Annotated in this window: 25 protein-coding genes and 1 pseudogene; 10 read left to right on the top strand and 16 right to left on the bottom strand. The window is 69.3% G+C overall.

Annotated elements, in window-relative coordinates; all coding sequences use genetic code 11:
* Positions 1-19 precede the first annotated feature (19 nt).
* Together ACO2Q1_RS00550 and cckA are read right to left on the bottom strand one after the other, a co-directional pair.
* Positions 20-1864, bottom strand: coding sequence for a DUF885 domain-containing protein (locus ACO2Q1_RS00550; protein ID WP_423327591.1), 1845 nt, complete (start codon positions 1862-1864; stop codon positions 20-22).
* 82 nt (positions 1865-1946) lie between these two features.
* A complete protein-coding gene (gene cckA, locus ACO2Q1_RS00545) occupies positions 1947-4058 on the bottom strand; it encodes a cell cycle histidine kinase CckA (RefSeq protein ID WP_423327590.1) in 2112 nt (703 codons plus the stop codon).
* 102 nt (positions 4059-4160) lie between these two features.
* Here cckA and ACO2Q1_RS00540 point away from each other — a divergent pair, with 102 nt between their 5' ends.
* Together ACO2Q1_RS00540 and ACO2Q1_RS00535 are read left to right on the top strand one after the other, a co-directional pair.
* Positions 4161-4388 carry a type II toxin-antitoxin system ParD family antitoxin gene (locus ACO2Q1_RS00540; RefSeq protein ID WP_423327589.1) on the top strand — a complete coding sequence of 76 codons (228 nt, stop codon included), beginning with the start codon at positions 4161-4163 and terminating at the stop codon, positions 4386-4388.
* Positions 4385-4717, top strand: coding sequence for a type II toxin-antitoxin system RelE/ParE family toxin (locus tag ACO2Q1_RS00535; protein ID WP_423327588.1), 333 nt, complete (start codon positions 4385-4387; stop codon positions 4715-4717). The genes ACO2Q1_RS00540 and ACO2Q1_RS00535 overlap by 4 nt, the downstream gene beginning before the upstream one ends.
* Here the strand turns inward: ACO2Q1_RS00535 and flhB are convergent.
* From flhB to ACO2Q1_RS00495, 8 genes and pseudogenes are all read right to left on the bottom strand, one after another.
* Positions 4714-5802: a flagellar biosynthesis protein FlhB gene (gene flhB, locus ACO2Q1_RS00530; RefSeq protein WP_423327587.1), complete on the bottom strand. Its 1089-nt coding sequence runs from the start codon at positions 5800-5802 to the stop codon at positions 4714-4716. The genes ACO2Q1_RS00535 and flhB overlap by 4 nt on opposite strands.
* On the bottom strand, positions 5795-6574 hold the full coding sequence (gene fliR / locus ACO2Q1_RS00525; protein ID WP_423327586.1) for a flagellar biosynthetic protein FliR: 780 nt from the start codon (positions 6572-6574) through the stop codon (positions 5795-5797). Before fliR ends, flhB begins: the two co-directional genes overlap by 8 nt.
* Before the next feature lie 20 nt (positions 6575-6594).
* Positions 6595-6858 carry a flagellar biosynthesis protein FliQ gene (fliQ, locus tag ACO2Q1_RS00520; RefSeq protein ID WP_423327585.1) on the bottom strand — a complete coding sequence of 88 codons (264 nt, stop codon included), beginning with the start codon at positions 6856-6858 and terminating at the stop codon, positions 6595-6597.
* A 112-nt stretch (positions 6859-6970) separates the two neighbouring features.
* A complete protein-coding gene (locus ACO2Q1_RS00515) occupies positions 6971-7474 on the bottom strand; it encodes a phasin family protein (protein ID WP_423327584.1) in 504 nt (167 codons plus the stop codon).
* A gap of 84 nt (positions 7475-7558) precedes the next feature.
* Positions 7559-8308: a creatininase family protein gene (locus tag ACO2Q1_RS00510; RefSeq protein WP_423327583.1), complete on the bottom strand. Its 750-nt coding sequence runs from the start codon at positions 8306-8308 to the stop codon at positions 7559-7561.
* Between the two features lie 48 nt (positions 8309-8356).
* The gene (locus ACO2Q1_RS00505) at positions 8357-8950 is read right to left on the bottom strand and encodes a TetR/AcrR family transcriptional regulator (RefSeq protein ID WP_423327582.1); all 594 of its coding nucleotides are present in this window, start codon (positions 8948-8950) and stop codon (positions 8357-8359) included.
* Between the two features lie 20 nt (positions 8951-8970).
* On the bottom strand, positions 8971-10575 hold the full coding sequence (locus ACO2Q1_RS00500) for a DHA2 family efflux MFS transporter permease subunit (RefSeq protein WP_423327581.1): 1605 nt from the start codon (positions 10573-10575) through the stop codon (positions 8971-8973).
* Positions 10572-11705, bottom strand: a pseudogene (locus ACO2Q1_RS00495) (HlyD family secretion protein). The gene ACO2Q1_RS00500 and the pseudogene ACO2Q1_RS00495 overlap by 4 nt, the downstream one beginning before the upstream one ends.
* 107 nt (positions 11706-11812) lie before the next feature.
* Between ACO2Q1_RS00495 and ACO2Q1_RS00490 the strand changes: the two are divergent.
* Positions 11813-13102 (top strand): flavin monoamine oxidase family protein, encoded by a 1290-nt coding sequence (locus tag ACO2Q1_RS00490; RefSeq protein ID WP_423327580.1) that lies wholly within the window; start codon positions 11813-11815, stop codon positions 13100-13102.
* A 4-nt stretch (positions 13103-13106) separates the two neighbouring features.
* Here the strand turns inward: ACO2Q1_RS00490 and ACO2Q1_RS00485 are convergent, their stop codons facing one another.
* Positions 13107-13508, bottom strand: a complete 402-nt coding sequence (locus ACO2Q1_RS00485) for a hypothetical protein (RefSeq protein ID WP_423327579.1) — start codon at positions 13506-13508, stop codon at positions 13107-13109.
* A 95-nt stretch (positions 13509-13603) separates the two neighbouring features.
* Here ACO2Q1_RS00485 and nth point away from each other — a divergent pair, with 95 nt between their 5' ends.
* Positions 13604-14341 (top strand): endonuclease III, encoded by a 738-nt coding sequence (gene nth / locus ACO2Q1_RS00480; protein ID WP_423327578.1) that lies wholly within the window; start codon positions 13604-13606, stop codon positions 14339-14341.
* A 1201-nt stretch (positions 14342-15542) separates the two neighbouring features.
* Here the strand turns inward: nth and pelA are convergent.
* Both pelA and ACO2Q1_RS00470 read right to left on the bottom strand, forming a co-directional pair.
* Positions 15543-16649: a pectate lyase gene (pelA, locus tag ACO2Q1_RS00475; protein ID WP_423327577.1), complete on the bottom strand. Its 1107-nt coding sequence runs from the start codon at positions 16647-16649 to the stop codon at positions 15543-15545.
* A gap of 114 nt (positions 16650-16763) precedes the next feature.
* Positions 16764-17675, bottom strand: a complete 912-nt coding sequence (locus ACO2Q1_RS00470; RefSeq protein ID WP_423327576.1) for an ATP-grasp domain-containing protein — start codon at positions 17673-17675, stop codon at positions 16764-16766.
* Positions 17676-17742: 67 nt separating this feature from the next.
* Here ACO2Q1_RS00470 and ACO2Q1_RS00465 point away from each other — a divergent pair, with 67 nt between their 5' ends.
* Positions 17743-18765 carry an adenosine kinase gene (locus ACO2Q1_RS00465; protein WP_423327575.1) on the top strand — a complete coding sequence of 341 codons (1023 nt, stop codon included), beginning with the start codon at positions 17743-17745 and terminating at the stop codon, positions 18763-18765.
* Between the two features lie 3 nt (positions 18766-18768).
* On the opposite strand, the gene ACO2Q1_RS00460 is transcribed toward ACO2Q1_RS00465, so the two are convergent.
* The 3 genes from ACO2Q1_RS00460 to ACO2Q1_RS00450 all read right to left on the bottom strand — a co-directional run bounded on the left by ACO2Q1_RS00460 (position 18769) and on the right by ACO2Q1_RS00450 (position 20368).
* Positions 18769-19380, bottom strand: coding sequence for a Smr/MutS family protein (locus tag ACO2Q1_RS00460; RefSeq protein ID WP_423327574.1), 612 nt, complete (start codon positions 19378-19380; stop codon positions 18769-18771).
* A 25-nt stretch (positions 19381-19405) separates the two neighbouring features.
* The gene (locus tag ACO2Q1_RS00455; RefSeq protein ID WP_423327573.1) at positions 19406-19645 is read right to left on the bottom strand and encodes a helix-turn-helix domain-containing protein; all 240 of its coding nucleotides are present in this window, start codon (positions 19643-19645) and stop codon (positions 19406-19408) included.
* Between the two features lie 126 nt (positions 19646-19771).
* A complete protein-coding gene (locus tag ACO2Q1_RS00450; protein ID WP_423327572.1) occupies positions 19772-20368 on the bottom strand; it encodes a DUF2975 domain-containing protein in 597 nt (198 codons plus the stop codon).
* 512 nt (positions 20369-20880) lie between these two features.
* Between ACO2Q1_RS00450 and rdgB the strand changes: the two genes are divergently transcribed.
* The 5 genes from rdgB to ACO2Q1_RS00425 all read left to right on the top strand — a co-directional run bounded on the left by rdgB (position 20881) and on the right by ACO2Q1_RS00425 (position 26280).
* On the top strand, positions 20881-21474 hold the full coding sequence (rdgB, locus tag ACO2Q1_RS00445) for an RdgB/HAM1 family non-canonical purine NTP pyrophosphatase (protein ID WP_423328229.1): 594 nt from the start codon (positions 20881-20883) through the stop codon (positions 21472-21474).
* Positions 21467-22642, top strand: coding sequence for a radical SAM family heme chaperone HemW (gene hemW, locus ACO2Q1_RS00440; RefSeq protein WP_423327571.1), 1176 nt, complete (start codon positions 21467-21469; stop codon positions 22640-22642). Before rdgB ends, hemW begins: the two co-directional genes overlap by 8 nt.
* Before the next feature lie 987 nt (positions 22643-23629).
* Positions 23630-24217, top strand: a complete 588-nt coding sequence (gene folE, locus ACO2Q1_RS00435; RefSeq protein ID WP_423327570.1) for a GTP cyclohydrolase I FolE — start codon at positions 23630-23632, stop codon at positions 24215-24217.
* A complete protein-coding gene (locus ACO2Q1_RS00430) occupies positions 24214-25074 on the top strand; it encodes a 2OG-Fe(II) oxygenase (RefSeq protein ID WP_423327569.1) in 861 nt (286 codons plus the stop codon). The genes folE and ACO2Q1_RS00430 overlap by 4 nt, the downstream gene beginning before the upstream one ends.
* Before the next feature lie 54 nt (positions 25075-25128).
* Entirely contained in the window at positions 25129-26280 is a 1152-nt protein-coding gene (locus ACO2Q1_RS00425) for an acyltransferase family protein (RefSeq protein ID WP_423327568.1), read from the top strand.
* Positions 26281-26291 lie beyond the last annotated feature (11 nt).

Genomic DNA, 26291 nt, shown 5'->3' with positions numbered 1-26291 from the left:
CCAGGGTCAGTGATCCGGGTCAGGCGCGGGCGGCGACCCACTCGTCCATCACCTGCTTCAGCACCTCCAGCGGGACGCCGCCGACGCCCAGAAGGGTGTCGTGGAAGCTCTTGATGTCGAACTTCGGCCCGAGCTTCCGCTTCGCCGCCTCGCGGATCTGGGAGATGGTGGTGTGACCGACCTTGTAACTGGCGGCCTGGCCGGGCCAGACGCAGTAGCGTTCGATCTCGGTGGTGACAGAGCTTTCCTGATCGCCGATGGCGTCGACCATGAAGCGGATGGCCTGTTCGCGGCTCCACCGCTTGTGATGCAGACCTGAATCGACCACCAGGCGGGTGGCCCGGAACATCATCGACTGCAGATAGCCGATCTGGCCCCAGGGATCGTTCTCGTACACCCCCATCTCGTCGGCCAGTTGCTCGGCGTACAGCCCCCAGCCCTCGGAATAGGCCGAGAAGCCGAGCACCTTCATCAGCATCGGCGCGTCGTCGTTTTCCTGCTGCAGGGCGATCTGGTGGTGATGCCCCGGCGACGCCTCGTGATAGGTCAGGGTCGGCAGGGTCCACTTCGGCCATTCGGCCGTGTCGCGCAGGTTGATGTAGTAGTAGCCGGGCCGCGACCCGTCGAGCGCGGGCGAGTTGTAATAGCCGCCCGGCGCTCCGGCCTCGATGGCCTTGGGCACGCGGCGAACCTCCACCGGCGATTTGGGGATGCGGCCGAAATAGTCGGGCAGGCGGCGCGCCATGGCCTCCATCTGACCGTTGAGGTCGCGCAGCAGCTCCTCCTTGGCCTCGTCGGTGTTCGGATAGATGAAGCGCGCATCCTTGCCGAGGGCGCCGATCCGGGCGCCGACGGAGCCCTGGGTCATGCCCTGCGCCTTCAGGATGGCGTCGGCCCGCGACGAAAGCTCGGCCAGTTGCGCCAGACCCATCTCGTGGATCTCGTCGCCCGACATGGTCGTGGTGGTGTAGGTGCGGATGCCGAAGTCGTAGAAGGCCGCGCCGTTCGGCAGGCGCCAGACGCCGGCGTCATGGGTCGCCTGGGGCTGGACCGCCTTGAAGGCGTCCGCCTGCCGGTTCAGGGCGGGCAGGACCGAGGCGTTGACGATTGCTTCGGCGCGTCCCTTCCAGTCGCCGGCCAGATCCTTCTCGCCCGTGCGACGCGTGATCGAGGCCACCAGGGTCAGCTGATCGACCGGCGTGTCGATCAGGGCGTTCATCTGGGTCAGGGTCTTGGCGATGATGAAGTCAGGCGGGATCGCCCCGGCGGCGAAGTCCGCCTTCATCCGCTCGGTTTCCTGATCCAGCGCCGTGCCGAACGCCTCCAAACGCGACAGATAGGCCTCGGCGTCCTCGGTGGTCTCGATCGCATGCTGGCTGTCGAGGAAGTCCGGTATGCCCTGATACGAACCGCCCAACTGGCTGACGGTGTAGGGCGAGGGGAAGAAGCCGCCGCCGTAGGGGAAGTCGTACCCGGTCATGACCGTGTCGCCGAAGAATTTCAGCGTGTCGAAGTGAATCCTCGAGGCTCCGCTCAGCTCGGCCCGGTTGATCGCGTTCAGATCGGTCATCGCCTGGCGGAAGTCGGCCTTGTCGGCCTCGATCTTGGCCTGGGAACGATCGTCGAGCCTGGCTTTCATGGCCGCCATCGGCCCCTTGTCCATGCCCAGGCTGGTGAGGGCCTCGGGCGATTCCATCAGCATCTCGCGGAAGATGCGGTCCATCAGGGCGTTCAACTGGCCCTGGGCGCCGGGCGCCGCGGCGGGCGCAGCGGCGGACTGGGGCGCGGCCAGGCTCTGGCCGGCGGCCGACAGGGCGGCGCCGGCGGCGGCGGTGAACAGAAGGCGGCGACGATCCAGGCTCATGACGGCTCCGTAGGCTTCGGAAATTCGAGCCGCACTGGATCGCTCCGCGATCCGGGCCGCAAGTGAATTCGGCGACAGATGATCAGGCCGGGACGCCGGTCTCGTCGGTGGCGCGATGCAGTTCCTGTTTCACCCGCTCAGCCAGGGTCTTGATGTCCAGCGGCTTGGGCAGGAACGACACCCCGACCTCGTCTTGCAGCAGGTCCGAGAAATCGCTTTCCGCATAGCCGGAAATGAACATCACCGGCGCATCGCCCAGATACCGCCGCGCCTTCTTCAGCAGCGACGGCCCGTCCAGTCCCGGCATGATGACGTCCGAGATCAGCATGTCGATCTGACCCGCCCATTCCTCGGCCAGCTCCAGCGCCTGTTCGCCGTCCTCGGCCTCGATCACCTCATAGCCGCGCTGACGCAGCAATTTGGCGGCGATGATGCGCACCGCGCTCTCGTCCTCGACGAACAGGATGCGGCCCGCGCCGGACAGGTCGCGCGGCGCGGCCTTGACCTTGACGGGGGCCGGCGCAACCTCGACCAGTTCCTCGGCCGTGGCGGCCGGCAGGAAGATGCGGAAGGCGGCGCCGGCGCCCGCCACATTGGCCACCGAGATATGGCCGTTGGCCTGCTGGACGATGCCGTACACGGTCGCCAGCCCCATGCCCGTCCCCTCGTTCACCGCCTTGGTGGTGAAGAAGGGCTCGAAGATCTTGTCCAGCAGATGCGGCGGCACGCCCGGCCCGGTGTCGGCGACCTCGATCAGGGCCACGTCGCCTTCCGGCGCCGCACGCCAGCCCAGCTCCTGGGCCTGGACGCGCGACAGCCGTTGCGTGCGGATGGTGACCACCCCGGCGCCGGGCTCGACCACGCCGCGCATGGCGTCGCGCGCGTTGACCGCCAGGTTCATCACCGCCGTCTCCAGCTGGCTCTTGTCGGCCAGGACCACCGGCAGGTCGCGCCCGTATTCTGCCTCCAGCCGCACGTCCTCGCGCAGCAGGCGTCGCAGCAGGACGGTGAACTCCGACACCAGTTCGCCCAGGTCCAGCCGTTCGCGCCGCACCGTCGACTTGCGCGAGAAGGCCAGCAGCTTGCGCACCAGGTCCGCCGCTCGGATCGCCGTCTGGCGGATTTCGTTCAGCCCCTCATACGACGGATCGCCGACGGGATGCCGCTCCAGCAGGCCCGACAACTGCATCTGGATCGCCGTCAGCAGGTTGTTGAAGTCGTGCGCCACGCCCCCGGCCAACTGACCCACGGCCTGCATCTTCTGGGCCTGGCCGAGCTGGACCTCCATCGTTTTCTGGGCGGAGACATCGAACAGCCAGACCCGTCGCCCCTCGCCCTCCGGCGCGACATAGAGGTGCAGCATCCGGTCCGGGAAGGCGCGGGGGACCAGCTCGATCGGGCCGGCCGAGCCCGCCTCCAGCGCCCGGCGCGCGGCGGCCACGCTGGCCGGGTCGAACAGATGGCCGAACCCGGCGTCGCGCGCGGCGTTGGGGCCGGTCAGGACGGCCAGGGCCGCATTCGGATCGCGCGCCCGTCCGGCGAAGAGCTCATCGCCCTCGATCATGGCCGAACCGAACGGGGCGCCGGCGGCCATGGCGCGCCCCTCGGCCGCCGTCGACGCGGCGGTCGCCGTTGAGGGCCGCATCGAGACCTGAGGCGCCGTCAGGCTTTCCGGCGCCTGTCGCACGAGGAAGCGGCCCTCCCCCGCCTGTCCGATCAGAACCTCGATGTCCCGGTCGCCGATATGCACGACCGCGCGCCCCTCGCCGCCTCGCCTCGCCTGGGCGAAGGCCATGTAGAGCGCCTGTCCCCCGCCCGTCGCCTTCGGGCCGGCGCCGGGCAGGACGGTGGTCGCCCCGTTGCGCTGGACCCAGGCGGCGTTGAAGGCCAGAACCTCGCCGCCGGGGCGCACCAGGACCGCAGGCTCGCCAAGCGCCTCCAGCATCTCCACCGCCACGTCTCCCGCCGGGCGCCGGGCCTCGGCGCGGCCGAAGGCGAACAGGCCGATCAGCGAGACCGCCGCGACCGTGACCAGCAGGATCATTCCGGGCGTCGTCAGCGGCCCGGCCCTGAACGCCGGCCAGGCCAGGGCGGCCACGAGGACGGCGAAGCCGAGCGCCGCCACGACCAGCAGCGGATCGAAGCGGGAAGGTGGCGAGGCAGGCCGTGACGAGACAGGGGCGGTTGCGGTCATGAGACCCCACGACGAATCAGGAGCCAGATCATAGTCGAAAACGACGAATTCGCTTCACACGCGCACATTGCCATTCATTTCCATCGGCATCACATTCGCCGAATGCACACGATCAACATCTCTCTGCCGGCCTCGATGAAGACCTTCATCGACGAACAGGTGGCTGACGGCGGGTTCGGGTCTTCCAGTGAGTATGTGCGCGACCTCGTACGCCGCGAGGCCGATCGGAAAACCCTGCGCGCCCTGCTGCTGGAAGGAGCCCGATCTGGACGGGCCGAAACCGCCTCTCCGGCCTTCTTCGACCGTCTTCGCAACCGCATCGGGGAATGACGCAGGTCGTCCACCTCTCACGGCGGGCGGTCGAAGACATTTCAATCGCGACCGACACATATCTGGCTGAAGCCGGCGTTCACGTCGCCTCGACATTCTTGGACCACCTGGAACGGACGCTGGCGCGGATCTCGGAACACCCGGCGTCGGGATCTCCACGATACGCTCTGGATATGGACCTGCCGAACCTGCGCTGCGTCAGGGTGACGAACTTCCCGTATCTGGTCTTCTACATCGAGGCGCTGGATGGCCTCGAAGTCTGGCGGGTGCTGCACGGCGCCCGCGACATCCCCCAGAGCCTGAGACCGGAAGGACCGGAAGCCGATTAGCCGAACGCCCGCCGTTTACGCTTCTGCATGACGAAGCCGATGACCCGCGCCGCAGCCTCGAAATGCTCGCGCGGGATGGTTTCGTCGATGTCCACGGCGGCGTAGAGGGCGCGCGCCAGGGGCACGTTCTCGACGATCGGCACCTCGTGCTCGCGGGCCTTTTCGCGGATGCGCAGGGCGACAGCATCGACCCCCTTGGCCACGCAGATGGGCGCGGCGTCGCCCTGGTCCGGCTCGTACCGCAGGGCCACGGAATAGTGGGTCGGGTTGGTCACCACCACCGTGGCGGTCGGCACGTTTGCCATCATCCGCTGACGGCTGCGCTGCATGCGGATCTGCTTCAGCTTGGCCTTGATGTGCGGATCGCCCTCGGACTGTTTGTAGTCCTCCTTCATCTCCTCCTTGGTCATCCGCATCCGCTTGGCGAAGCGCATCTTCTGCCAGATGAAGTCGGCTCCGGCGGTGAAGGCCAGGAACACCAGGGTGGCGACCAGCAGGGCCACGGCCAGGTCCCGCACCATCGGCAGGATCGCCAGCGGGTGCATGGCCGCCAGGTTTTCCAGTTCGCGGGCATGAGGCTTCAGCACCCACCAGGCCACGACGCCGACCGCGATCAGCTTCACCAGGGTCAGGCCGAAATGCATCAGGCCGTCCGGGCCGAAGATGCGCTTGAGGCCCTTCAGCGGATTCAGGGTGTCCCACTTGGGCTTCAGCTTCTCGGCCGAAAAGATCAGCCCGCCCGACTGGCCGGCGCTGCCTCCGACCCCGCCGATGACCGTCGCCGCCATGATCGCGGCCAGAAAAGGCGCGGCCGCCCACAGGGCGTGCATCCCGATCTCGACGCCCGCCCCGGCTTCCAGTCCGCCGATCATCTCGTGCGGCCGGGCGATGAACGGCATCAGGGTCTCGGCCATATTGGCGCAGAACCAGCCGCCCGCGAGCAGCAGCACCGAGGCGGCCCCCAGCAGGCTCAGCGTCTGGGGCACCTCGTTGGATCGGGCGACGTCGCCCTTTCGCCGGGCCTCCTCGAGTTTCCTTGGGGAGGCCTCTTCGGTTTTGGACTCGGGATCCTTGTCCTCAGCCAAGGCTTCCTCCCGCCCCGGCCGCGAACACCCGCGCCAGGGCGCGGAAACGGTCTATGAACACCGTGCCCAGAACCCCCAGGCTGAGGGCGAACACCGACAGGCCCAGGATCACGCTCAGCGGCGCGGCGGCGAAGAAGACCTGAAAGCTGGGCATCACCCGCGCCACCAGACCCGAGGCCAGGTTGAAGATGATCGCGAACACGATCACAGGCGCCGCCAGCTGGACGCCAAGCATGAAGCTGTCGCCCAGGGTCCGGACCGCCATCTGGGTGAAATCGCCCATGACCAGGGGCTTCATCGGCGCGACCAGTTCATAGGACCCGACCAGGCCGGCGATGAACAGGTAATGGGTGTCCGTGGCGAACACCAGCACCAGGCCGAACAGCATCAGAAACGCGGCGATGGACGTCCCCGGCTGGGCCTGCATCGGATTGGCGGTCTGGGCGAAGCTGAGCGTGGTCTGCAACGACACGACCTCTCCGGCGGTCGATAGCGCCTGCATGAAGATCCGCAGGATCATGCCGATCATCAGCCCGGTCACGACCTCGCGGATGATCCACCCGACCATGGCGCCCAGCGAGGCGGGCAGCGGCGGAAGGCCGCCGGCCACCACCGGCCAGAGCGCCAGCGAGATCACCAGGGCCAGAGACAGCCGGATGCGCGGCGGCGTATAGGCCTCGCCGAGACCGGGCAGGGTCATGACCATCGCCCCGATACGGGCGAAGATCAGGCCGCCGGCCCAGACCTGTTCGGCTGTGGCGTAGGGTTCCACGCGGAACGCCTCCCTTGGCGCTACATGCCCGCGATGCGGGCCGCGATGGTTCTCATGAACCCGCCCAGCAGCGCGCCCATCAGGGGCAGGAACAGCAGCAGGGACACGAAGATGGCGATGATCTTGGGGGCATAGACCAGGGTCTGTTCCTGGATCTGGGTCAGGGCCTGAAACAGGCCGATCCCGACGCCCACGATCAGGCCCACGATCAGCACCGGCGCGCACAGCTGGATGGTCAGCCACAGGGCGTCCCGCCCGACGTCCAGAACTTCCGCGCCGCTCATAAGCTACCCCACTGACCGCCGCACGCGCGGCTAGGCGGAAATTGCCGGGTGCATGGTTAACGGGGCGTTACGACGCCCGTGCAAGACGCGGAGCACTCGACCAGACGCCGCCTCAGTCTCTCAGACGACGGGCGTTTGCGGCCGCGGCGTCCTGGATCGGCTTCCAGGCGTCGGCCTGGGCCTTCAGAACTCCGCCCGTCAGGCCGACGGAAAAGGCGCCGGCCCGTCCGATCCAGCCTGTGAGCCAGGCCGTCTGGGCTTCGACGAAGGCCTGGGGCGTGGCGGCGAAGGCCAGGCGCGACACGGCCTTTCCGGCCTGCTCCATTTCGTCGGCGACCTGACGCGCCACGCTGTCGCCGACGTCGCCCAGGCCTCGCGTCAGGGCGGCGGCCGAGGCGGACGCCGCCTCGATCTTCTCGGAACTCATCAGCGAGATTTCGGTCAGGTCAGCCTTGGACGGATCGGCCAGGCCGGCGGCCAGGATGTCCAGTCGGGCGGCGATCACCTCGCCGGCGGCGCGCATCATCTCGCCTCCCGCCACAGCGGCGTCGGACGCCGCGCGGGCGTTGCGGGCCGCGGCGCGGCTGTCGCGCAGGAAGTCGTCAAGCAAGGTCATGAGCGCAGTCTGATCCCCCGATCATCCACGAACCGTGAACGTCGCGGTTCGCCGACGCAAGCGGCGAATGGCCGAACGCCCCGTTTACGGCCGAACCTCGGCGCTGAACTCGGCCACGTCGCGGATCAGGGCGGCGGCGGCCAGGTCGATGATCTCCTGGCCCTTCGCCGGGCTGGCCTGGGCCGGGTCCGAGCCGATGCGGCCGTCCGGGAACCGCGCGCGATAGTCCAGGGCGTCGCGGATCGGTCCGCTCGGGGCGATCTTGGGGCTGTAGTCCGCCGTCTTGATCCGGTCGGGATAGGCCGCCTGGGTCACGGCGATCTCGGACGGCGTGGCGTGCGATCCATGGCCGGTCGGGAACAGGCGGTTGCACAGGCCCGTCACCCCCGGCAGGTCCCACCAGTTGCGCAGCTTCAGCACCATGGGCGGCTGTTCCTCGACGAACGACCATTCGGCGTAGATCTCGCTGAAGGTCGCCTCGATCGTCGCGACGTTTCCGCCGTGGCCGTTCAGGAAATATATCCGCTCGAAGCCATGCCGGCTCAGGGAGGAGACCCAGTCGGTGATCGCCGCCATGAAGGTCGACGGCCTCAGGCTGATCGTACCGGCGAAGGCCAGGTGATGCTGGGCCATGCCGATATTGAAGGTCGGGGCGACGATCAGGCTGTCGTCGGTTTTCTCCGCCGCATGGGCGATGATCTCGGGGCACATCCAGTCCGTGCCCAGAAGGCCGGTCGGACCGTGCTGCTCGTTCGAACCGATCGGCACGATGACGGTTTTCGTGTCCTTCAGCCGCGCATCGATCTCGGGCCAGGACGACAGATGGATCAGCATGGCGAAACTCCTACGCGCGACGAATAAGGTTGATCTAGGCCGCTTCGGTCAGGCCGAAAAGGCGCGGATGAAGCGGATCGCCGCATCCTGGGCCTTGGCGTCGATGTCGAACACCGGATGGGGCACCCCCATGACGTGGCGCAGATGGGCGTGTCCCAGCACCATGCCCGAGAACATCTCCGCCGCCGCGTCCGGATCACGCACCACCAGCCGCCCCTCCGCGTGCTGCTGGGCCAGCCAGGCCGATAGCCGACGCAGGGATTCCGCCGGCCCGCCCTCATAGACCGCCCGCGCCACCTCCGGCGCCTCGGCCGACATCAGCGCCACCCCGCGCAGCGAGACGGCCCTTTCCGGCGCGCAGACCTTTTCGATCATGGCCCGGGCGAAGCCGGTCAGCACCCGCAGGGGATCGCCGGGCTCCCTCAGAGGCGCCGTGATGGCGTCGGAGCGACGCCGCGCCAGGGCCTGGCCGATCTCGGTCTTGGACGGAAAGCGGTTGTAGAGCGTCTGTTTCGACACCCCCGCCTTACGGGCGATCTCGGCCATCGAGACCTGCAGACCCCGTTCGGACAACAGGTCCTGGGCCGCCTCGAGGATGGCCTCGCTCTTCTTCGGGTCGATCTGGCCGGCGGCGCGCGGCATGGGGTGTCCTCTCGCTCGGTTCAGTGGGCGTCGACCGGCGGTCCGCCCGCCGGCGTCCTGGACGGCCGGGCGAACAGGGCCGCCACGGCCGCCAGGGCGCAGCCGATGGCGATCAGGGCGAATCCGTCGCCGAACGCCAGGGTCGAGGCCTGTCGATAGAGCATGCCGTAGACGGCCTTCAACGCCGAGGCGTCCGGATCGATGGAGCCCGCGAACCTCTGGGCCATGCCCGACAGCATGTCCACGGCCTGGCTGTTGGCCGGGGTCAGGGCCGAGGTCAGCTCGCCCATATGCAGGGCCGTGTTGGTCGTCAGGGAGGTGTTCAGCACCGCCAGGCCGAAGGCGCCGCCGACGTTGCGCGCCAGGTTAATCAGGCCCGAGGCGCCCCGCACCTGATGCAGGGGCAGTGTCGACATCGACATCTGCTGCGTGGCGATCATGGCCAGCATGACCCCGACGCCCCGGATCGCCTGGACCGAGGCGAACTCCCAGAACCCCCATTCGCCGGTCACCGCATGGGCGTGCCACATGCCGATGGCGCACAGGGTGAAGCCGCCGCACATCAGGATGCGGGGGTCCATCATCCGCACCAGCCGCCCGGCGAACGGCGCCGTGGCGAACATGGCCAGGCCAGACACCACCATGGTCGTCCCGACCTCCGAGGCCGAATAGTCGCGGATCCGCCCCAGGAACAGCGGCAGCAGGAAGGTCCCGCCGAACAGGGCCGCCCCGACGATGAAGGTCATGAAGAAGCCGACCACGAAGTTGCGGTTGGCGAAGGCCCGCAGCTCCACCACCGGATTGCGGTAGCTCAGGCTGCGCCAGATGAAGATCGGCCCGGCGACGGCGGCGACCACCGTCAGCAGCAGGATCTCGTCGTCCTGGAACCAGTCGTTCTTGGACCCCTCCTCCAGCACGAACTGCAGGCTCATCAGAAAGGCCGCCATCAGCCCCAGCCCCCACCAGTCGAAGCCCGACGACAGCCGCGCGTCGCCCTTGTCGAACCGGCCGTAGCGACCGACCAGGAACAGGACGATCAGCCCGGGAAACACATTGATGAAGAACAGCCAGCGCCAGCTCAGCCACTCGGTCAGATGCCCGCCCAGCGTCGGCCCCACCGTCGGCGCCAGGGTGACGATCAGGCCCATCACGACGCTGGCCGTGACTCGTCGCTCGGGCGGAAAGGCGGTGAAGGCCACGGCGAAGACGGTCGGGATCATGGCCCCGCCGACGAAGCCCTGCAGCGCCCGGAACACGATCATCATCTCGATCGACGACGACAGGCCCGTGGCCACGCTCATGATCATGAAGCCGAGGCAGGAGGCCAGGAACACCTTCTGCGTCCCCCACCACCGCGACAGATATCCCGACAGGGGGATCATCACGACCTCGGGGATCAGATAGGCGGTCTGGATCCAGCTGATCTCGTCGGCCGAAGCCCCCACCCCCGCCTGGATCTGCGGCAGGGAGGCGGCGACGATCTGGATGTCCAGAATGGCCATGAACTGGCCGATCACCATGCCGGCGAAACCGAGCAGCAGCATGGTCCAGTTGATTTCAGGCGCGGCGGCCGAAGGGGTCTCGGGGCTCGGGACCGCTCCGGCCGTCGGAGCGGCGGCGGTCACGGACGCGCGTCCGCTTCAGCCAGTTGCATCTGACCCGGCCCGGCCTCGGCGAAGGCGGCGCCGCCCGGGCTCTTCAGATCGACCTTGACCTCGACCGACAGGCCGGGCCGCAGCATGGGCTCGCCCGCGCGTCGCTCGACCAGGATGCGCACCGGCACCCGCTGGGTGATCTTGGTGAAGTTGCCGGTGGCGTTCTCGACCGGGATCAGGGCGAATTCCGACCCCGTCGCCGGGGCGAAGCTGTCGATGCGGCCATGCAGGGGTTCGCCCTTGAAGGCGTCGGCCGTGATCTCGACCGTCTGGCCCAGCCGCAGCCGGTCCAGCTGGGTCTCCTTGAAGTTGGCCACGACATAGGTCTGGGCCAGGGGCACGATCGACAGCAGTTGGCGGCCCGGCGTCACATACTGACCGGCCCGCACCGAACGGGCGCCCACCACCCCGGCCGAGGGCGCGCGAATGACGGTCCGATCCAGGGCGATGCGCGCCTCCTCGACGGCGGCCCGGGCCTGTTCGACGGCGGCGACGCTCTGGCTGCGATTGGCGCCCAGGACGGCGGCGCTGCGCTGTTCAGCCGTCAGGGCCGCGCGCGCCTGGGCCACCCCGGCGTCGGCGGTGGCGGCGGTGGCGCGCTGGGTCTGGATACGCTGGGCCGAGACCCAGCCCTGTTACGCCAGCTTGCCGTAGCGGTCGACCTCGGCGCGGGCGAGGCTGGCCTGGGCTTCGGCCTGGCTGACGGCGGCGGCGCGGGCCGCGACCGTGGCCTGTTCCTGCACCGCGCGGGCGTCGACGTCGCCGACGGCGGCCTGGGCGGCGGACAGGGCCGCCTCGGCCTGGGCCAGACGCGCCCTCTGGTCAGCGTCGTCCAGCCGCACCAGGATCTGGCCGGCCTCGACATGCTGATTGTCGCCCACCAGCACCTCGGCGACGTAGCCGGACAGCTGCGGGCTGACCAGGACGGTGTCCGCCTGGACGAAGGCGTTGTCAGTCGCCTCCCACCTCTGTTTTCCGGTCCACCAGAAGACGCCGCCCACGATCAGCGCCAGGGCGACCACGCCCCCGATGATCAGCGGAAGACGCTTGCGAACAGGCGATTTGGCGGGGGCCGAAGGCGCGACGGGATCAGCGGACATGTGCGACCAAATGTAGCAGGCGGGAAGGATCGGCGCTAAAATGGACCGTCACGTCCAGAAATCAATAGGCCCTTGAACCCTTTTTCGCGCACGTCATGTTTCGCCCCGTGCCAACCTCCCCGACCGCCGCCCTCCCCGCCTCCGTCGAGGTCGCCGTCATCGGCGCCGGCGCCGCCGGAATCGCCGCCGCCCGCCGCCTGCGGGCGGCGGGCCTGTCCGTGATCATGCTGGAGGCCCGCGATCGCATCGGCGGCCGGGCCCTGACCCTCCGGCATCAGGGGCACGGTCTCGATATGGGCTGCGGCTGGCTGCATTCGGCCGACGAGAATCCGCTCACCCCCCTGGCGCGTTCGGCCGGGTTCGACATCGACGAGACCCCGCCGCCCTGGGGCCGCCCGCCCGCCTTCGGCCTCGGTCTGACGCCGGAGGAACAGGCGCAATTCAACGCCGCCTTCGAGGCCTTCGACGACCGGATCGCCGAGGCCGCCGCGCGCGGCGAGGACCGGCCCGCCGATACGCTGTTCGAACCGGACTCGCGCTGGAACGCGCGGCTGGACGCCATCTCCGGCGCCCTGAACGGCGCCCGTTTCGGTCAGGTCTCGACCCTCGACTACGACCGCTATCGCGACACCGGCGTCAACCACCGGGTCGTCGAGGGCTACGGCGCCCTGATCGCCCGCCTGGGCCGCGACCTGCCCGTCGTCCTCGATTGCCCGGTCGCCCGCATCGATCGCACCGGCCAGACCCTGGGCGTCGAGACCGCGCGCGGTCGGATCGAGGCCCGCGCCGTCGTCCTGACCGTTCCGACCCGACTGATCGCCGAGGAACGCATCCGTGTCGACCCGCCCCTGCCCGACCTGGTCGAGGCGGCGGCCGGCGCCCCGCTCGGTCTGGCGTCCAAGGTCCACCTCGCCCTCGACGGCTGGGAGGAGTTCCCGCCCGACGCCCAGCTCTGGGGCCGCACCGACACGGTCGAGACCGGCGGCTATCACACCCGTCCCTTCGGCCGCCCGATGATCGAGGCCTATTTCGGCGGCGACCTGGCCTGGGGGCTGGAGGCCGAGGGTCAGGCCGCCCTGGCCGATTTCGCCGTCGGCGAACTGGTCCACCTGCTGGGTTCGGACATGCGCCGCCGCCTGACGCCCCTGGCCGTCTCGATGTGGGGCGCCGAGCCCTGGTCCGGCGGCGCCTATTCCCACTGCCTGCCCGGCCAGGCGAACGCCCGCGCCCGTCTGGCCGCCCCGGTCGAGGACCGCCTGTTCATCGCCGGCGAGGCGACCAGCCCCGATTTCTGGGGCACGGCCCACGGCGCCTGGATCGAGGGCCAACGCGCCGCCCTTCAGGCCATGGCGGCGCTGGGCGTCGATCGCTGGGATTCTGAAGTCCGCCCCGAATGAAGCTTCAGCCTCCCTGGGGGTGCCGCTCCCAAAGACGGGCGAAGACGGCCCGATAGCGCCAGACAAGCGCCGCGTACCAGATCGGCCAGATGCTGCCCCACACATAGCTGTGCGTCAGGAACCAGTGGAAACATCCGATCACGAAAACCGGCGCCGCCAGAACGATCAGGCCGACGGGCGCAGTCCGATCGAACAGCAGGGCGACACCGCCCACGAACAGGGCCACGATCAGGGCCGGGTTCATGAAGCCCGACGCATTGAGCGCCTCTGTGAAACGGGCGGCCTCCGGCACGGCTTCCGGCGGATGATTGCCGCCGAAACTGACGATGACCATGATCGGCGAATAGATGAAGAACAGGCCGAACAGGATCCGTGCGGCGGTCCAGAGATGGCGTGCATATTTCATGGAGCGACGCTATGCGGTCCAGGCCTCGCGTCGCAACAGGGATTTCTCGCCCGCCCGCTTTCCCGGGCCGCGTGGTCGAGGCAAAGGTGGCGACGATGGCCCGTCCCGCGAAACTCAGAACATCGTTGAAGCCCGCCGCCAAACGCCCCGCCGTGATGACCGGCGCCGCGATCCCGGCCCTGCGCTGGCCGCCGGACGCGGACCGGGTGGACCAGATCTTCGAACGGCTCGCCCGCGTCATGCCCGAGCCGAAGACCGAGCTGAACTTCACCGACCCCTACACCCTGGTCGTCGCCGTCGCCCTGTCGGCCCAGGCCACGGACGTCGCGGTCAACAAGGCGACCGACCGGCTGTTCGCCGTGGCCGATACGCCGCAGAAGATGCTGGCGCTGGGGGAGGAGGGGCTGATCCCCTACATCACTTCCATCGGCCTGTACCGGAACAAGGCTAAAAACGTCATCGCCCTCAGCCGCCTCGTGCTGGACCAGCATGGCGGGATCGTTCCCCTGAACCGCGCCGACCTCCAGGCCCTGCCCGGCGTGGGCCGCAAGACCGCCAGCGTGGTTCTGAACGAGCTGGGGATCGAACCGGCCATCGCCGTGGACACCCATGTGTTCCGCGTCTCCCACCGCCTGGGCCTGGCCAACGCCGCCACGCCCGACAAGGTCGAGGCCCAGTTGCACCGCATCGTCCCGGCCGACTTCCTGCCGAAGGCCCACCACTGGCTGATCCTGCACGGCCGCTACGTCTGCACGGCGCGCAAACCCAACTGCGCCGGCTGCATCATCTCCGACCTGTGCCCGTCGCGGGCGGGGCTGGCGGCCCTGGGCTGACGTTCGGCGCGGCGTCCCGAAACCGCGGGCGCCCCGGCGACGGCCAGAGTCCAGATCGGGAGCTGCCGCCGGTCCAGTGGAAAGCCCGCTATTCGGAACATGGTGGGTACCGAAAGCTGACATTGAGCGGGTCAGCCAGGGGTGGGAAAGGGGGTGTGAGTTCTCCCTTCTCCCGGTTGGGAGAAGGTGGCCCGCAGGGCCGGATGAGGGGACTGTCTGGATATCGGCGCAAGCCGTCGCACGGGCCGGAGAAACGGCTCACGCCGACTGCAGCGATCGTCCCCTCACCCTTTCGCGCCAGGACGACGGCTCCGCCGCCGTGCGCTCAATCCCTCTCCCAACCGGGAGAGGGAGCTGGGAACATCCGCTATCGGTCGAAACCTGTCCCTATATCCAAACCTGAAACCCGCCGCGCCTTCCCTTCTCCCGGTTGGGTGGAAGCGGATCGCATGCGATCCGCTGACGGGTGGCCCGCAGGGCCGGATGAGGGGACGGTCTGGAAGTCGGCGCAAGCCGTCGCACCGTCAGTTGCACGGTTCACGCCGACTGCAGCGATTGTCCCCTCACCCTTGAGCGCCAGAACGACGGCTCCGCCGCCGTGCGCTCAATCCCTCTCCCAACCGGGAGAGGGAGCTGGGAACGTCAGCGCCGGCTGATAGACGTTCGCGCGCGTTCGTTCTCCCTTCTCCCGGTTGGGAGAAGGTGGCCCGCAGGGCCGGATGAGGGGACGGTCTCGAAGTCGGCGACAGCCGTCGCACGGGCGGTGACACGGCTCACGCCGACTGCAGCGATTGTCCCCTCACCCTTGAGCGCCAGAACGACGGCTCCGCCGCCGTGCGCTCAATCCCTCTCCCAACCGGGAGAGGGAAGCTGGGAACGTCAGCGCCGGCTGATAGACGTTCGCGCGCGTTCGTTCTCCCTTCTCCCGGTTGGGAGAAGGTGGCCCGCAGGGCCGGATGAGGGGACGGTCTGGAAGTCGGCGACAGCCGTCCCACCGACCGTGACACGGCTCACGCCGACTGCACCGCCGGTCCCCTCACCCTTGAGCGCCAGAACGACGGCTCCGCCGCCGTGCGCCCAATCCCTCTCCCAACCGGGAGAGGGAAGCTGGGAACGTCGGCCAGGGGTGGTCAGCGGACCCTGTCCGCCCTGTCGCGCAGCGATGGCAAGGAGACGATGACGGCCCGGCGAAACGCTCGACCTATACCGGCCGCCCAATCCGCCGACGCCAGGCCGGATAGTCCGTCTCCAGCAGTTTCGCCGGCGCATCGACATAGTAGCTGTAGCCCGCACGCCGCTCGCGCTCGATCCCGGCCAGGCTGTCGCGCGCCACGGACTCGCGGCCCATGAACACCGGGCGTCCCGTCTCCAGATCATAGAAGCGCGCCCACAACGGCCCGGCCGAGGCGTCGGCGACCACCCGCCTGTCGCGCTGGCCCTCGGCGTCGACGAAATTCTCGACGCGGATTCCCGTGATCGCCTTGGCGCGGAACCAGGCCACGGCCCCCTCGATGGCGGCGATCACATCTGGCGACGGGTCGGGCAGGCTCATCAGATAGCGGACGATCCCCACGCTCTCCCCGCCCGAATAGGACGGCGGTTCGAACCGCCGCGCCCAGGCCGGGGTCAGGGTCGTCTCGTCGTGCTGGGCGCACCAGACGGTCAGGACCCCGTCCTCGCGGATCTGGGTCTTGAGGATGACGTCCAGCCCCCTGGCCGTCGCCGCCCGCGCCCGCTCGCGCCGCCCCGCATCGACGAAGGCGTACGGCGCCCGCCCGCTCTCGACCTCGCGCAGCAGGTTCAGCACCCGCACCATGGCGTCGTCGTTGAAGGTGATCCGGTCATAGTAGCCGCCCCGCAGCGGATAGAACTGCGGCCAGCCCCCGTTCGGATATTGCGCCGCCAGCAGCCAATCCAGGCCCTTGTCGAACGCCGCCCGCCAGGCCGCGCCCTCGGCCCCCGGGTTGGCCGAAATCACCCGGGCCAGATAGGCCAGGGGCACGGTGGTCGCCTGATTGTCGATCGTATTGGTCGCCGCCGCCGGGATCTGCCCGGTGGGCGCAACCGCCAGCGACATGTTCTTCGGCCAGCCGCCCTCGGCCGACTGATATTTCAGCACAGTGTCCGCCACGGCCCGCGCCTCGGCCGAGGCGAACCAGGCCGGATCACGCTTCAGGACCTCGGCGTTCCATTCGACAACCGCCGCCTGCACCGGCGGCGCGGCCGGACCGGCGGCCTCGACGGCGGCATGGGCCGGAGCTCCCGCCATCAGGGCGACGGCCATCATCAGGACGTGGCGACGCATCATCGAAAACCCCTCCGCCCGGCCCTCCCGTCTTCTGCGCGGACGATCCGCCGAACGGAATAGACACCGGTTACCGCGAGCGTATCACGGCGCGCTGAAAGGGAAAGTCGGTGCGCGTCAGCCCGCCGCCAACCTCTCCCGCACCGCCTCGCCGAACCCGGCCCCGGCGCGGGGGTCGTTCTTCAGATAGAAGTCCGGCTCGATCAGTTCGGCCTCCATCAGCACCCAGTTCCCGGCAGCGTCCCGGGCCAGGTCGATGCGGGCGTAGAGCAGGGGTTCCTCCACCGCCGCCAGCACGGTCTCGGCGAAGGCCAGGGCGTCCTCGGGCGGCGCGACCGTCGCATAGGTCCCGCCGAACTGCACCTGGATGCGGAAGTCGCCGGGCACGGGCCGCTTGTTGACCGCATGGCTGAACCGGCCGCCGAAGAACAAGAGGCTGGTCTCCCCTTGCGTCTCCATCGACGACAGATAGGGCTGGATCATCGCCGGGCCGACCGGCGGATCGGTCAGGGCCTCGCCCCGGTTCAGCCGCAACGTCCGCCACGCCCCGCCCGACACCGTCGGCTTGACCACGATCGTCCCGGCGCCCAGAGCGTCGAAGGCCGCCTCGACCTGTTCGGCCGTCACGCCCTCGCTCCAGATCGTCGGCGGAATGGCCACGCCGCGTTCGGCCAGCCGCCCCAGATAGGTCTTGTCCGAATTCCAGCCCAGCACCGAGGCCGGATTGGCCAGGGGCAGGCCCGCCTCGGTCCAGGTCCGCGTCGCCCGCAGGAACCGCTCATGATCCCGGTGATAGCCCCAGACCAGCACCGGCAGGATCAGCGGATACCCCTTAAGCCCCGAGGCGTCCTCGATATGATCGACCCAGGACGTCGGCTCCGTCGTCACCCCCGCCCCGTCCAGCGCCGCCTGCAACCGCTCCAGCACCCCCGGCCACTGGCCGCGATAGGAACTGTCGGCGGGGTCGGGCGTCAGGACGGCGATCTGGGTCATGGGGGCGATATAGCGCCGCCGTTCGCCTGTCGCCACGCCAAACCCATAAGGACATCCTTATGCGATCATCGACAGTCCGGGCCCGGTCCGCTATGGGGCGGCCATGACCCAGATCACCGCCTCCGCCCGTTACGACGTCTGCGCCGTCGGCAACGCCATCGTCGATGTGCTCAGCCCCTGCGACGACGCCTTCCTGAAGGCCCAGTCCCTGACGCCCGGCTCGATGCAGCTGGTCGATGCGGGCCAGAGCGCGGCCCTTTATGACGCCATGGAGGCGGGGGTCGAGGCCTCGGGCGGATCGGCGGGCAACACCGTCGCCGGCGTCGGCTCCTTCGGCGGCCGCGCGGCCTATATCGGCAAGGTGGCCGAGGATGTGCTGGGCCAGGTCTTCACCCATGACATCCGCGCCTCGGGCGTGCATTTCGACACCCCCGTTCTGGCCGACGGCGCCGCGACCGGCTTCGGCACGGGCCGCTGCCTGATCAACGTCACCCCGGACGGTCAGCGCACCATGTGCACCTTCCTGGGCGCCGCCAACCAGCTGTCGGTTGAGGACATCGACACGGCCCTGATCGGCGACAGCGCGATCGTCTATCTGGAGGGCTATCTGTTCGACCCGGCCCCGGCCCGCGCCGCCTTCGAGGCCGCCGCCGCCGCCGCCCACGCCGCCGGACGCAAGGTCGCCATCACCCTGTCGGACACCTTCGTCGTCGCCCGCTGGCGCGCCGAGCTGCTGGACTTCATCACCGCCTCGGCCGACATCGTCCTGGCCAATGAGGGCGAACTGGCCGCCCTGTTCGAGACCGAAGATTTCGACGCCGCCGCCGCCCAGCTGGCCGCCGTCGTCGAACTGGCCGCCGTCACGCGCGGCGAGCACGGCTCGGTCATCATCAATGGCGACGAGCGCGTCGCCGTCCCCGCCTATCCGGTGGACAAGGTCGTCGACACCACCGGCGCCGGCGACCAGTACGCCGCCGGCTTCCTGCTGGGCGTGGCCAGGGGTCTGCCGCTGGAAGCCGCCGGCCGCCTCGGCTCCCTCGCCGCCAGCGAGGTCATCGCCCACTGGGGCCCTCGCCCCATGGTCAAACTGGCCGACCTCGCGGCGCAGAACGGCCTGTCGGTCTGACCTTCAGCCGGGCCGCCGCCGCAGGGTGACATACAGGGCGCCGTCGCCCCCGTGCCGACGCGCGGCCGGGGCGAAGCCGGACACCACCGACCTCAGGGCCGGGGCGGCCAGCCAGTCATGGACCGAGCCCCGGATCACCCCGGTTCCGCCGCGTCGCCCCTGGCCGGTGATGACCAGCACCGCCGTCCATCCCCGCGCCTGACCGGCAGTCAGGAAGGCGCGCAGCTGATCCTCCGCCTCGAAACGGCTGAATCCGTGCAGGTCGATGCGGCCGTCGATCGGATCACGCTCCCGCGACAGCCGACGCTGGCGTCGGGGCTCCAGTTCTTCCGGCGCCGATCGCCCGACGATGCGGGGACGCGCCTCGACCGGATCCGACCGCCCCTCGCCCGCCGACGGCGCCCTCGGCGTCGCCTTGCGAGGCGTCGAACGGCTTGCGGCGTCCAGATTCGCCGCGATCGAAGGGCCCGGCTCGACGACGCGTTCGGCCTTGCGCGATCGCGGCGGGGTCACGGATCCGGACACGCGCCCCCAGATGCGCCGGTCCTCGGGCGTCATCTCTCCGGGCGGGATCCGATTCTCCCCGTCCCCGGCGGTCTTGCCGCGTGTCTTCATGCGGCGCTCCGGTCGCCGACCGCGATCAGTCGTCGGCCTCGTCGTCCGCCCCGCCCTGGGGGCCGGGCTCATGCACCAGCAGGTCGCCCGGTTGGCAGTCCAGCTCGCGGCACAGGGCGTCCAGGGTGGTGAAGCGGATGGCCCGCGCCTTGCCGGTCTTCAGGATCGACAGATTGGCCAGGGTCACGCCGACGCGGTCCGCCAGTTCGGTCAGGGACATGCGGCGTTCGACGAGGACGCGGTCAAGCTGGATGCGGATGGCCATGGCGGGTCTCTCAGGACGCTGTCGCTCGACGCACCCCCGGGCCCGATCTTCGATCGGTCCGAGGACGGGCTACGTCTCGCTGCTTGAGCGCGATTGCGCAGTAAATACAGGAAAACGGGCCCGGCATCAGATGGTCAGGTCGGATTCGCGCCGCAGCCGGGCGCCTTCGCGAAACACCTCCGCCAGAACGAAGACGACCAGCACCGAAAACACGGGGGTCAGAAGGGCGCCGACGCCCTGACGATCCAGCACGCCGGGCGCCAGGCGGGCGGCGACCACGCCTTGGGCGATCCAGACGCCGGCCGTGACCACGGCCAGGGTCACGCCGATCAGGCGCAGGCGGCGGACATTCTCGGGCTGGAACGGGTCGCCCTGGGTCAGGGTGCGGAAAATCTGGCGCAGCTGCCGCAGGATCAGCAGGAAGCCGCCGAACCAGGCGGAGAAGACGCCGAACCCGAACACGATCAGCGGCCGCGTCAGCGCCTGCTGCACCCCGCCGTCGGTGTTGGACACGGTCAGGTTCAGATTGTCGTCGGGAATGAAGAGAAAGGCGACCAGGCCCACTAGGGTGACCAGGGTCAGCAGGGCCAGCAGCACATAGGCGACGTCCAGCGCGATCTTCAGCAGGCTGGCGACCGAGCCGTGACCCATGGCGCGGAAGGGCAGGCCGACAGCCGGCGCACGCAGCCGCGAGGGGATCAGCTTGGAAAGGCGGTTGGCCATGCGGGATGACGCCCCTGTCGAAGCGGCCGGGTTCAAAGACGCGAAAGCCGCGGCGGGTCCGGCCGACCCTGCCGCGGCATCCTTAATCGCGGTCTTCATGACGCTCGTCAAAGCTCCTTCCCGAGGGGATGACCGCCGAAGCGGCCTGACGTACGCTCGGGAAGGTCTTAGAAGGCCTGGACCAGGATGGCGACCATGGCGGTCGGCAGGGCGGCCAGCAGGGCGGCGTTGACCAGAACGGCGCCGATCTTGTCCATGAAGAGCGAGGCTTTCATCGTGTTCATCGTAGTTCTCCTGAAGTGAGGCGTTTTGTGCCTCGTTTTATGATGATCGCTGGATCAGGATTTCCGGCTTCCCTTCATCCTTGGAACGGCGCGACCCCCCGTTCTTGAGATCATAGATAGGACGTGCGCGGTCAAACGTCACGTTACTTATCGTTTAACGATATTAAAATTCGGCAATGGATTGTAACCGGCGCGTGAGGAGACGGAAAAGTGAAACTGATCAAGGGGATGCGGCTTGTCCTCGCCACGCACAACGCCGGCAAGGCGCCCGAGATCGCCGCCCTGCTCGATGGAAATTACGAGATCGTCACGGCCGGTGAGCTGAACCTGCCTGAGCCGGCCGAAACCGAGAGCACTTTCGCGGGCAACGCCATGCTCAAGGCCCGCCATGCCGCCGCCCTGTCAGGCCTCGTCGCCCTGGCCGACGACTCGGGCCTGTCGGTCGCGGCCCTGGACGGGGCGCCGGGCATATTCTCCGCCCGATGGGCCGGCCCCCAGAAGGATTTCGCGGCCGCCATCGCCAAGGTGGAGCAAAGGCTCGAGGACAGCCGGTCCGAAGACCGTTCCGCCTGGTTCACCTCGGCCCTGGCCGTGGCCTGGCCCGGCGACGACGGCGCGCCGGGTCCCTGCGTCGTGGTGGAGGGCCGCGTGGACGGCGATCTGGTCTTCCCCCCGCGCGGCGATCGCGGCTTCGGCTACGATCCGATCTTCATCCCCCGGGGCCGAGACCTGACCTATGGCGAGATGGAGCGCGCCGACAAGGAGGCCGACAGCCACCGCACCCGCGCCTTCGCCCGGCTGAAGGCGGCGCTGATTGACTGATCCGCTCGACCCGGGACGTTCGGTCGGCGTCTACGTCCACTGGCCCTATTGTTCGCGCATCTGCCCCTACTGCGACTTCAACGTCGTGCGCGATCGCGGTCGTACCGAGGAACAGGCGCGGCTGGTCGAGGCGATCCTGGCCGATCTGGAGGCCCAGGCCGACCGGCTCAACCCCGACGGCCGGCGTCCCCTCGCCTCGATCTTCTTCGGCGGCGGCACCGCGTCGCTGATGGCGCCCGCCGCCGTCGCCCGGATCCTCGGCCGCATCCACGACCTGTTCTCCGCGACCGGCCCGATCGAGATCACCCTGGAGGCCAACCCCACCGACGCCGAGGCCGGCCGGTTCGCGGATCTGGCCGCCGCCGGGATCAATCGCCTCTCTCTGGGCGTCCAGTCCCTGGACGACGCCGCCCTGCGGTTCCTCGGCCGCGACCATTCGGCCGCCGAGGCCCGGCGCGCCATCGACCTGGCCCGCGCCGCCTTCCCTCGCCTGTCGATCGACCTGATCTACGCTCGGCCGGACCAGACCGTCGCGGAATGGGAGGCGGAGTTGACGACCGCCGTCGATCTCGGCTTCGAACACGTCTCGCCCTATCAGCTGACTATCGAACCCGACACCGCCTTCGGCCGCGCCTTTCGCCGCGGAACCCTTGTCCCGCCCGACGAGGACCTTGCCGCCGACCTCTATGACGCCACCCAGGCTACGCTGGGCGACGCAGGGTTCAAGGCCTATGAGGTGTCCAACCACGCCCGGGCCACGCCGGGTAAGGAGGGGGCGGCCCGATCGGCGCACAACCTCCATGTCTGGCGCGGCGGCGACTATGTCGGCGTCGGCCCCGGCGCCCATGGCCGCCTGACCCTGGACGGGCGCCGCACGGCGACCGTCGCCCACCGGGCCATCGCCGCCTATGTCGAGGGCGTGGCGGCCCGAACCCCCTGGAGCGACATCGATCCTCTCGACGCCCCGGCCGCCGCCGAAGAACGCATCCTCCTGGGCCTGCGCACCGTCGAAGGCGTCACGACGGCCGATCTCCAGACCCTGGGCCTGGAGCCGCGCGTCGACAGCCTCATCACCGACGGCCTCCTGCACCGAGCCCAAGGACGGATCGCCGCCACCCCAGCCGCCCGCCCCATGCTGGACTCTGTGCTCAAACTCCTCCTGACCTGACGCCGGCGCCGCAAGGCTGGGCCGACCCAACGCAACTGCAAAAGCCCTTTTCCCCGTTGGGAGAGGTTCGCCCCCTCTTTTTCCTTCTCCCGGTTGGGAGAAGGTGCCCCGCAGGGGTGGATGAGGGGACGGTCCCGACGTCGGCGACAGCCGTCGCACCGCCCGTGACACGGCTCACGCCGACCCCACCGTCCGTCCCCTCACCCTTGAGCGCCAGGACGACGGCTCCGCCGCCGTGCGCTCAATCCCTCTCCCAACCGGGAGAGGGAGAGGTCTGGCAGAGGGCGGTCATCCGTCACACTTCAACACCCCCGACCGCTGTAATCCCTCACCTTTCCCCGAAACATGCGCCCCGCTTCCGGGCGCAGGTGGAACCTCGTCCATAATACCCCCACTCCGCCGCACGGGAGGGCCGTCGGCCGGCGACCTGCGGGCGGTGGAGGCGAGACAGCGGGGGCGGGGTCTGTTCACACGGGCCTCGCCGCCTCGACCGCGGAGGGGAACCTTTTCGGAGCCGAGGCTGGGTCGGGGTTGAAATCCCGACCGTTCCGGGGATCGGCCACGCCGGCCGACCCGCCCGCCGGGGGGCTATTCGACGCCGGCGCCAATCAGCGCCCCCCGTCGCTCCTCCCGTCCAGGCCTCGCGCGGAGCGACCAGACCTTGTCGAACGCGGTAATACCCAAATCCACAGACCGGGCGAGGCCCGGCGCTCCGCCCCTCCCGCACCCTTCAGGCCGCCGCCGTGAAGCCGCTGACGCATGCCTTCTCCTCCCCCGCATGGGGGAGGGGGACCGCGAAGCGGTGGAGGGGGCAGATTCCCCCCCAATCCCAAAAACCCCGTCACCCTCGGGCTTGTCCCGAGGGCCCATCCCGGACGCCGCACCAATGGCCCGCAGCCGCACGTCGCCCGGACCGCCGACGACCCTGCGGCGACAGGCCCCACGCGCCCCCTCCCGCTGGTCGTCCGGCACGTCTATATGCCGGGGATGACCGATCATTCGCACCACGGGGTCAGCCCCGAAGAGGCCGAGGCGGCCGTTCGCACCCTGATCCAGTGGGCCGGGGACGATCCGGATCGCGAGGGGCTGCTGGAGACGCCGGCGCGCGTGACGCGCAGCTATCGCGAACTGTTCGCCGGCTATGAGTCCGACCCGCGCGCCTATCTGGAGAAGACCTTCGAGGAGGTCGGCGGCTATGACCAGATGGTGGTGCTGAAGGACATCCGCTTCGTCTCCTTCTGCGAACATCACATGCTGCCGGTCGTGGGCGTGGCCCATGTCGCCTATCTGCCGACCGATCGGGTGGTGGGCATCTCCAAACTGGCCCGCGTCGTGCGCGGCTTCGCCCGGCGGCTGCAGATCCAGGAGAAGATGACCGCCGAGATCGCCGGCGCCATTCATGAGGTCCTGCGCCCCCACGGCGTCGGCGTCGTGATCGAGGCCGAGCATTCCTGCATGACCCTGCGCGGGGTCAATGCGCCGGGCGCGACCCTGACCACCTCCACCCTGCTGGGTCTGTTCAAGAACGATCCGCGCACTCGCGAGGAATTCCTCAGCCTGACACGGCGGAAGTGACCCTGTCGCCGGATCCGGGCTGGGAGCCGACCGGGCTGGAGCGCCGGGCGACGGCCGGGGACGCCGAGGCCGCGCATCGGTGCGCCGTTCTGGCCGGAATCGGCCTGGGCCGCCCGCACGACCTCGCGGCGGCGATGAAGTTCCTGGCGCAGGCCGCCGCCCTCGGCCATCCGGTGGCGACCGACAGCCTCGCGCTGCTCGAGGCCCTGCCCGGCGACGTCGGGGCCTGGCTGGCGCCGCCGGCGCCTCGCATCGTCAGCGAGCGGCCCCACGTGCTTGTCTGCGACGGCTTCGTCTCGCCCGGCGTGTGCGACTGGCTGATCGCCCGCGCCCAGCCGTATCTGACCCCGGCGCAGGTCTATGATCTGGAGACGGGCGAGGGACGGCTGGAGGCGATCCGCTCGAACACCGCCCATGCCTTCAGCCTGGCGGACACCGACATGGTGCTGGTCCTGTTGCGCGAGCGGCTGGCGCGCCTGGCCGGCCTGCCGGTGGCGGGCTTCGAGCCGGCCCAGGCCCTGCGCTACACGCCCGGCCAGCAGTTCGACTGGCACGTCGACTATCTCGACCCGGCGACGCCGGGACACCGGGACGACCTCGCCCGGCGGGGCCAGAGGATCGCCACCTGCCTGGTCTGGCTGGGCGATGACTGCGAGGGCGGAGAAACCGCCTTCTCCGCCTCGGACCTGCGGCTGAAGGGTCGCAAGGGCGACGCCGTGCTGTGGGCCAACGTCACCCCGGACGGCCGCCCGGACCGCCTCAGCCGCCACGCCGGCCTGCCGCCCACGTCCGGCGAGAAATGGGTGCTGTCGCAATGGATGCGGCCGTTCGCGCCGCGCGGGCGTCCGCTCTCCTGACAGGCGAAAACCGGCCCGGTCCTTGCGGCGCAGAGCGCAGAAGGAGCCTTTCCCATGGCCTGGACCGCGATTTCGACCCGAAATGAGACGCCGCCGATCGCGCGCGGCGGCTGGCTGGACGCCCTGCGTTTCATCGTGGCTTCGCTGATCATCCTGCACCACTTCCAGGCGGCGGGGCCCGTGCCCCTGGCCGAACTGCTGAACCCGGTGTTCGAGCGCGGCGGCTTCCTGCTGACCAACTTCTTCCTGATCGACAGCGGCTATGTGCTGATGCGGGTCTATGGCCGCTCGGTCGGGGACGGCCGGATGAGCGCCGGCGACTTCTTCGCCAAACGCTATCTGCGCGTTCTGCCCGCCCATCTGATGATGGGGCTCAGCCTGGTGGCTTTCGTCCTGGCGGCCGGGGCTTTCGGCTTCGCCCCGCGCAATCCCGAATGGTTCGCCTGGGATCAACTGCCGGCCCAACTGGCCCTGGTGCAATCGTTCGGCGTGCACGGCGGCCTCGGCTGGAACGCTCCTTCCTGGTCGATCTCGGCCCTGGTCGGCTGTTATCTGGCCTTCCCCTGGCTGCTGCGCGGCATGAGCCGCCTCGGCGCCTGGACGGTGCTGCTGGGCGTGGTCGGCCTGTATCTGCTCGCCAACGCCCTGACCTGGGCCCTGCTGGACCTGCCTGTCTATCAGATGCCGATGAAGTTCGGCCTGTGGCGCGCCCTGCCCCTGTTCATCCTGGGCATGGGCTTGGCCGTCTTCACCGAGAAGGTGTGGATCAACCCGCGCCTGGCGGCCTGGATCGGCATCGCCTCCGCCGTCCTGCTGGGCCTGATCCAGCTGCACGACAAGCATGCGCTGGTGTCGCTGACCCTGATCAGCCTGATCATCCTGGCGGCGGGCGCCGTGCCGGTCATCCGTCCGTCCAAGCTGGTCGAGAAGGCGGCCGTCGTCTCCTTCGCCATGTTCATCACCAACGAGCCGGTGCGCATCGTCTGGTTCGGCTTCGTCAATGTGCTGATCGCCCGCTTCGCCCTGCCGGTCGGGGTCCAGTGGGGCTTGTGGGCCCTGGGCGTGACGGCGGCCTTCGTCTTCGCCTTCGCCTTCAACGCCCTGATCGACCAACCGCTGCAGAACCGCATCAAGGCCTGGCTCAAGTCGCGCGGCCGTCGTTCGGCGCCGGTCGAGCGCGGCGCGGTGGTTTCGCTGGAAGGCTAGGACGGATCAGG

It is taken from the genome of Brevundimonas sp. VNH65, assembly GCF_049445955.1.
Taxonomy (GTDB): Bacteria; Pseudomonadota; Alphaproteobacteria; order Caulobacterales; family Caulobacteraceae; genus Brevundimonas.
Note: the sequence above shows the minus strand (reverse complement) of the source record. Positions and strands in the feature narration are given on the sequence as shown.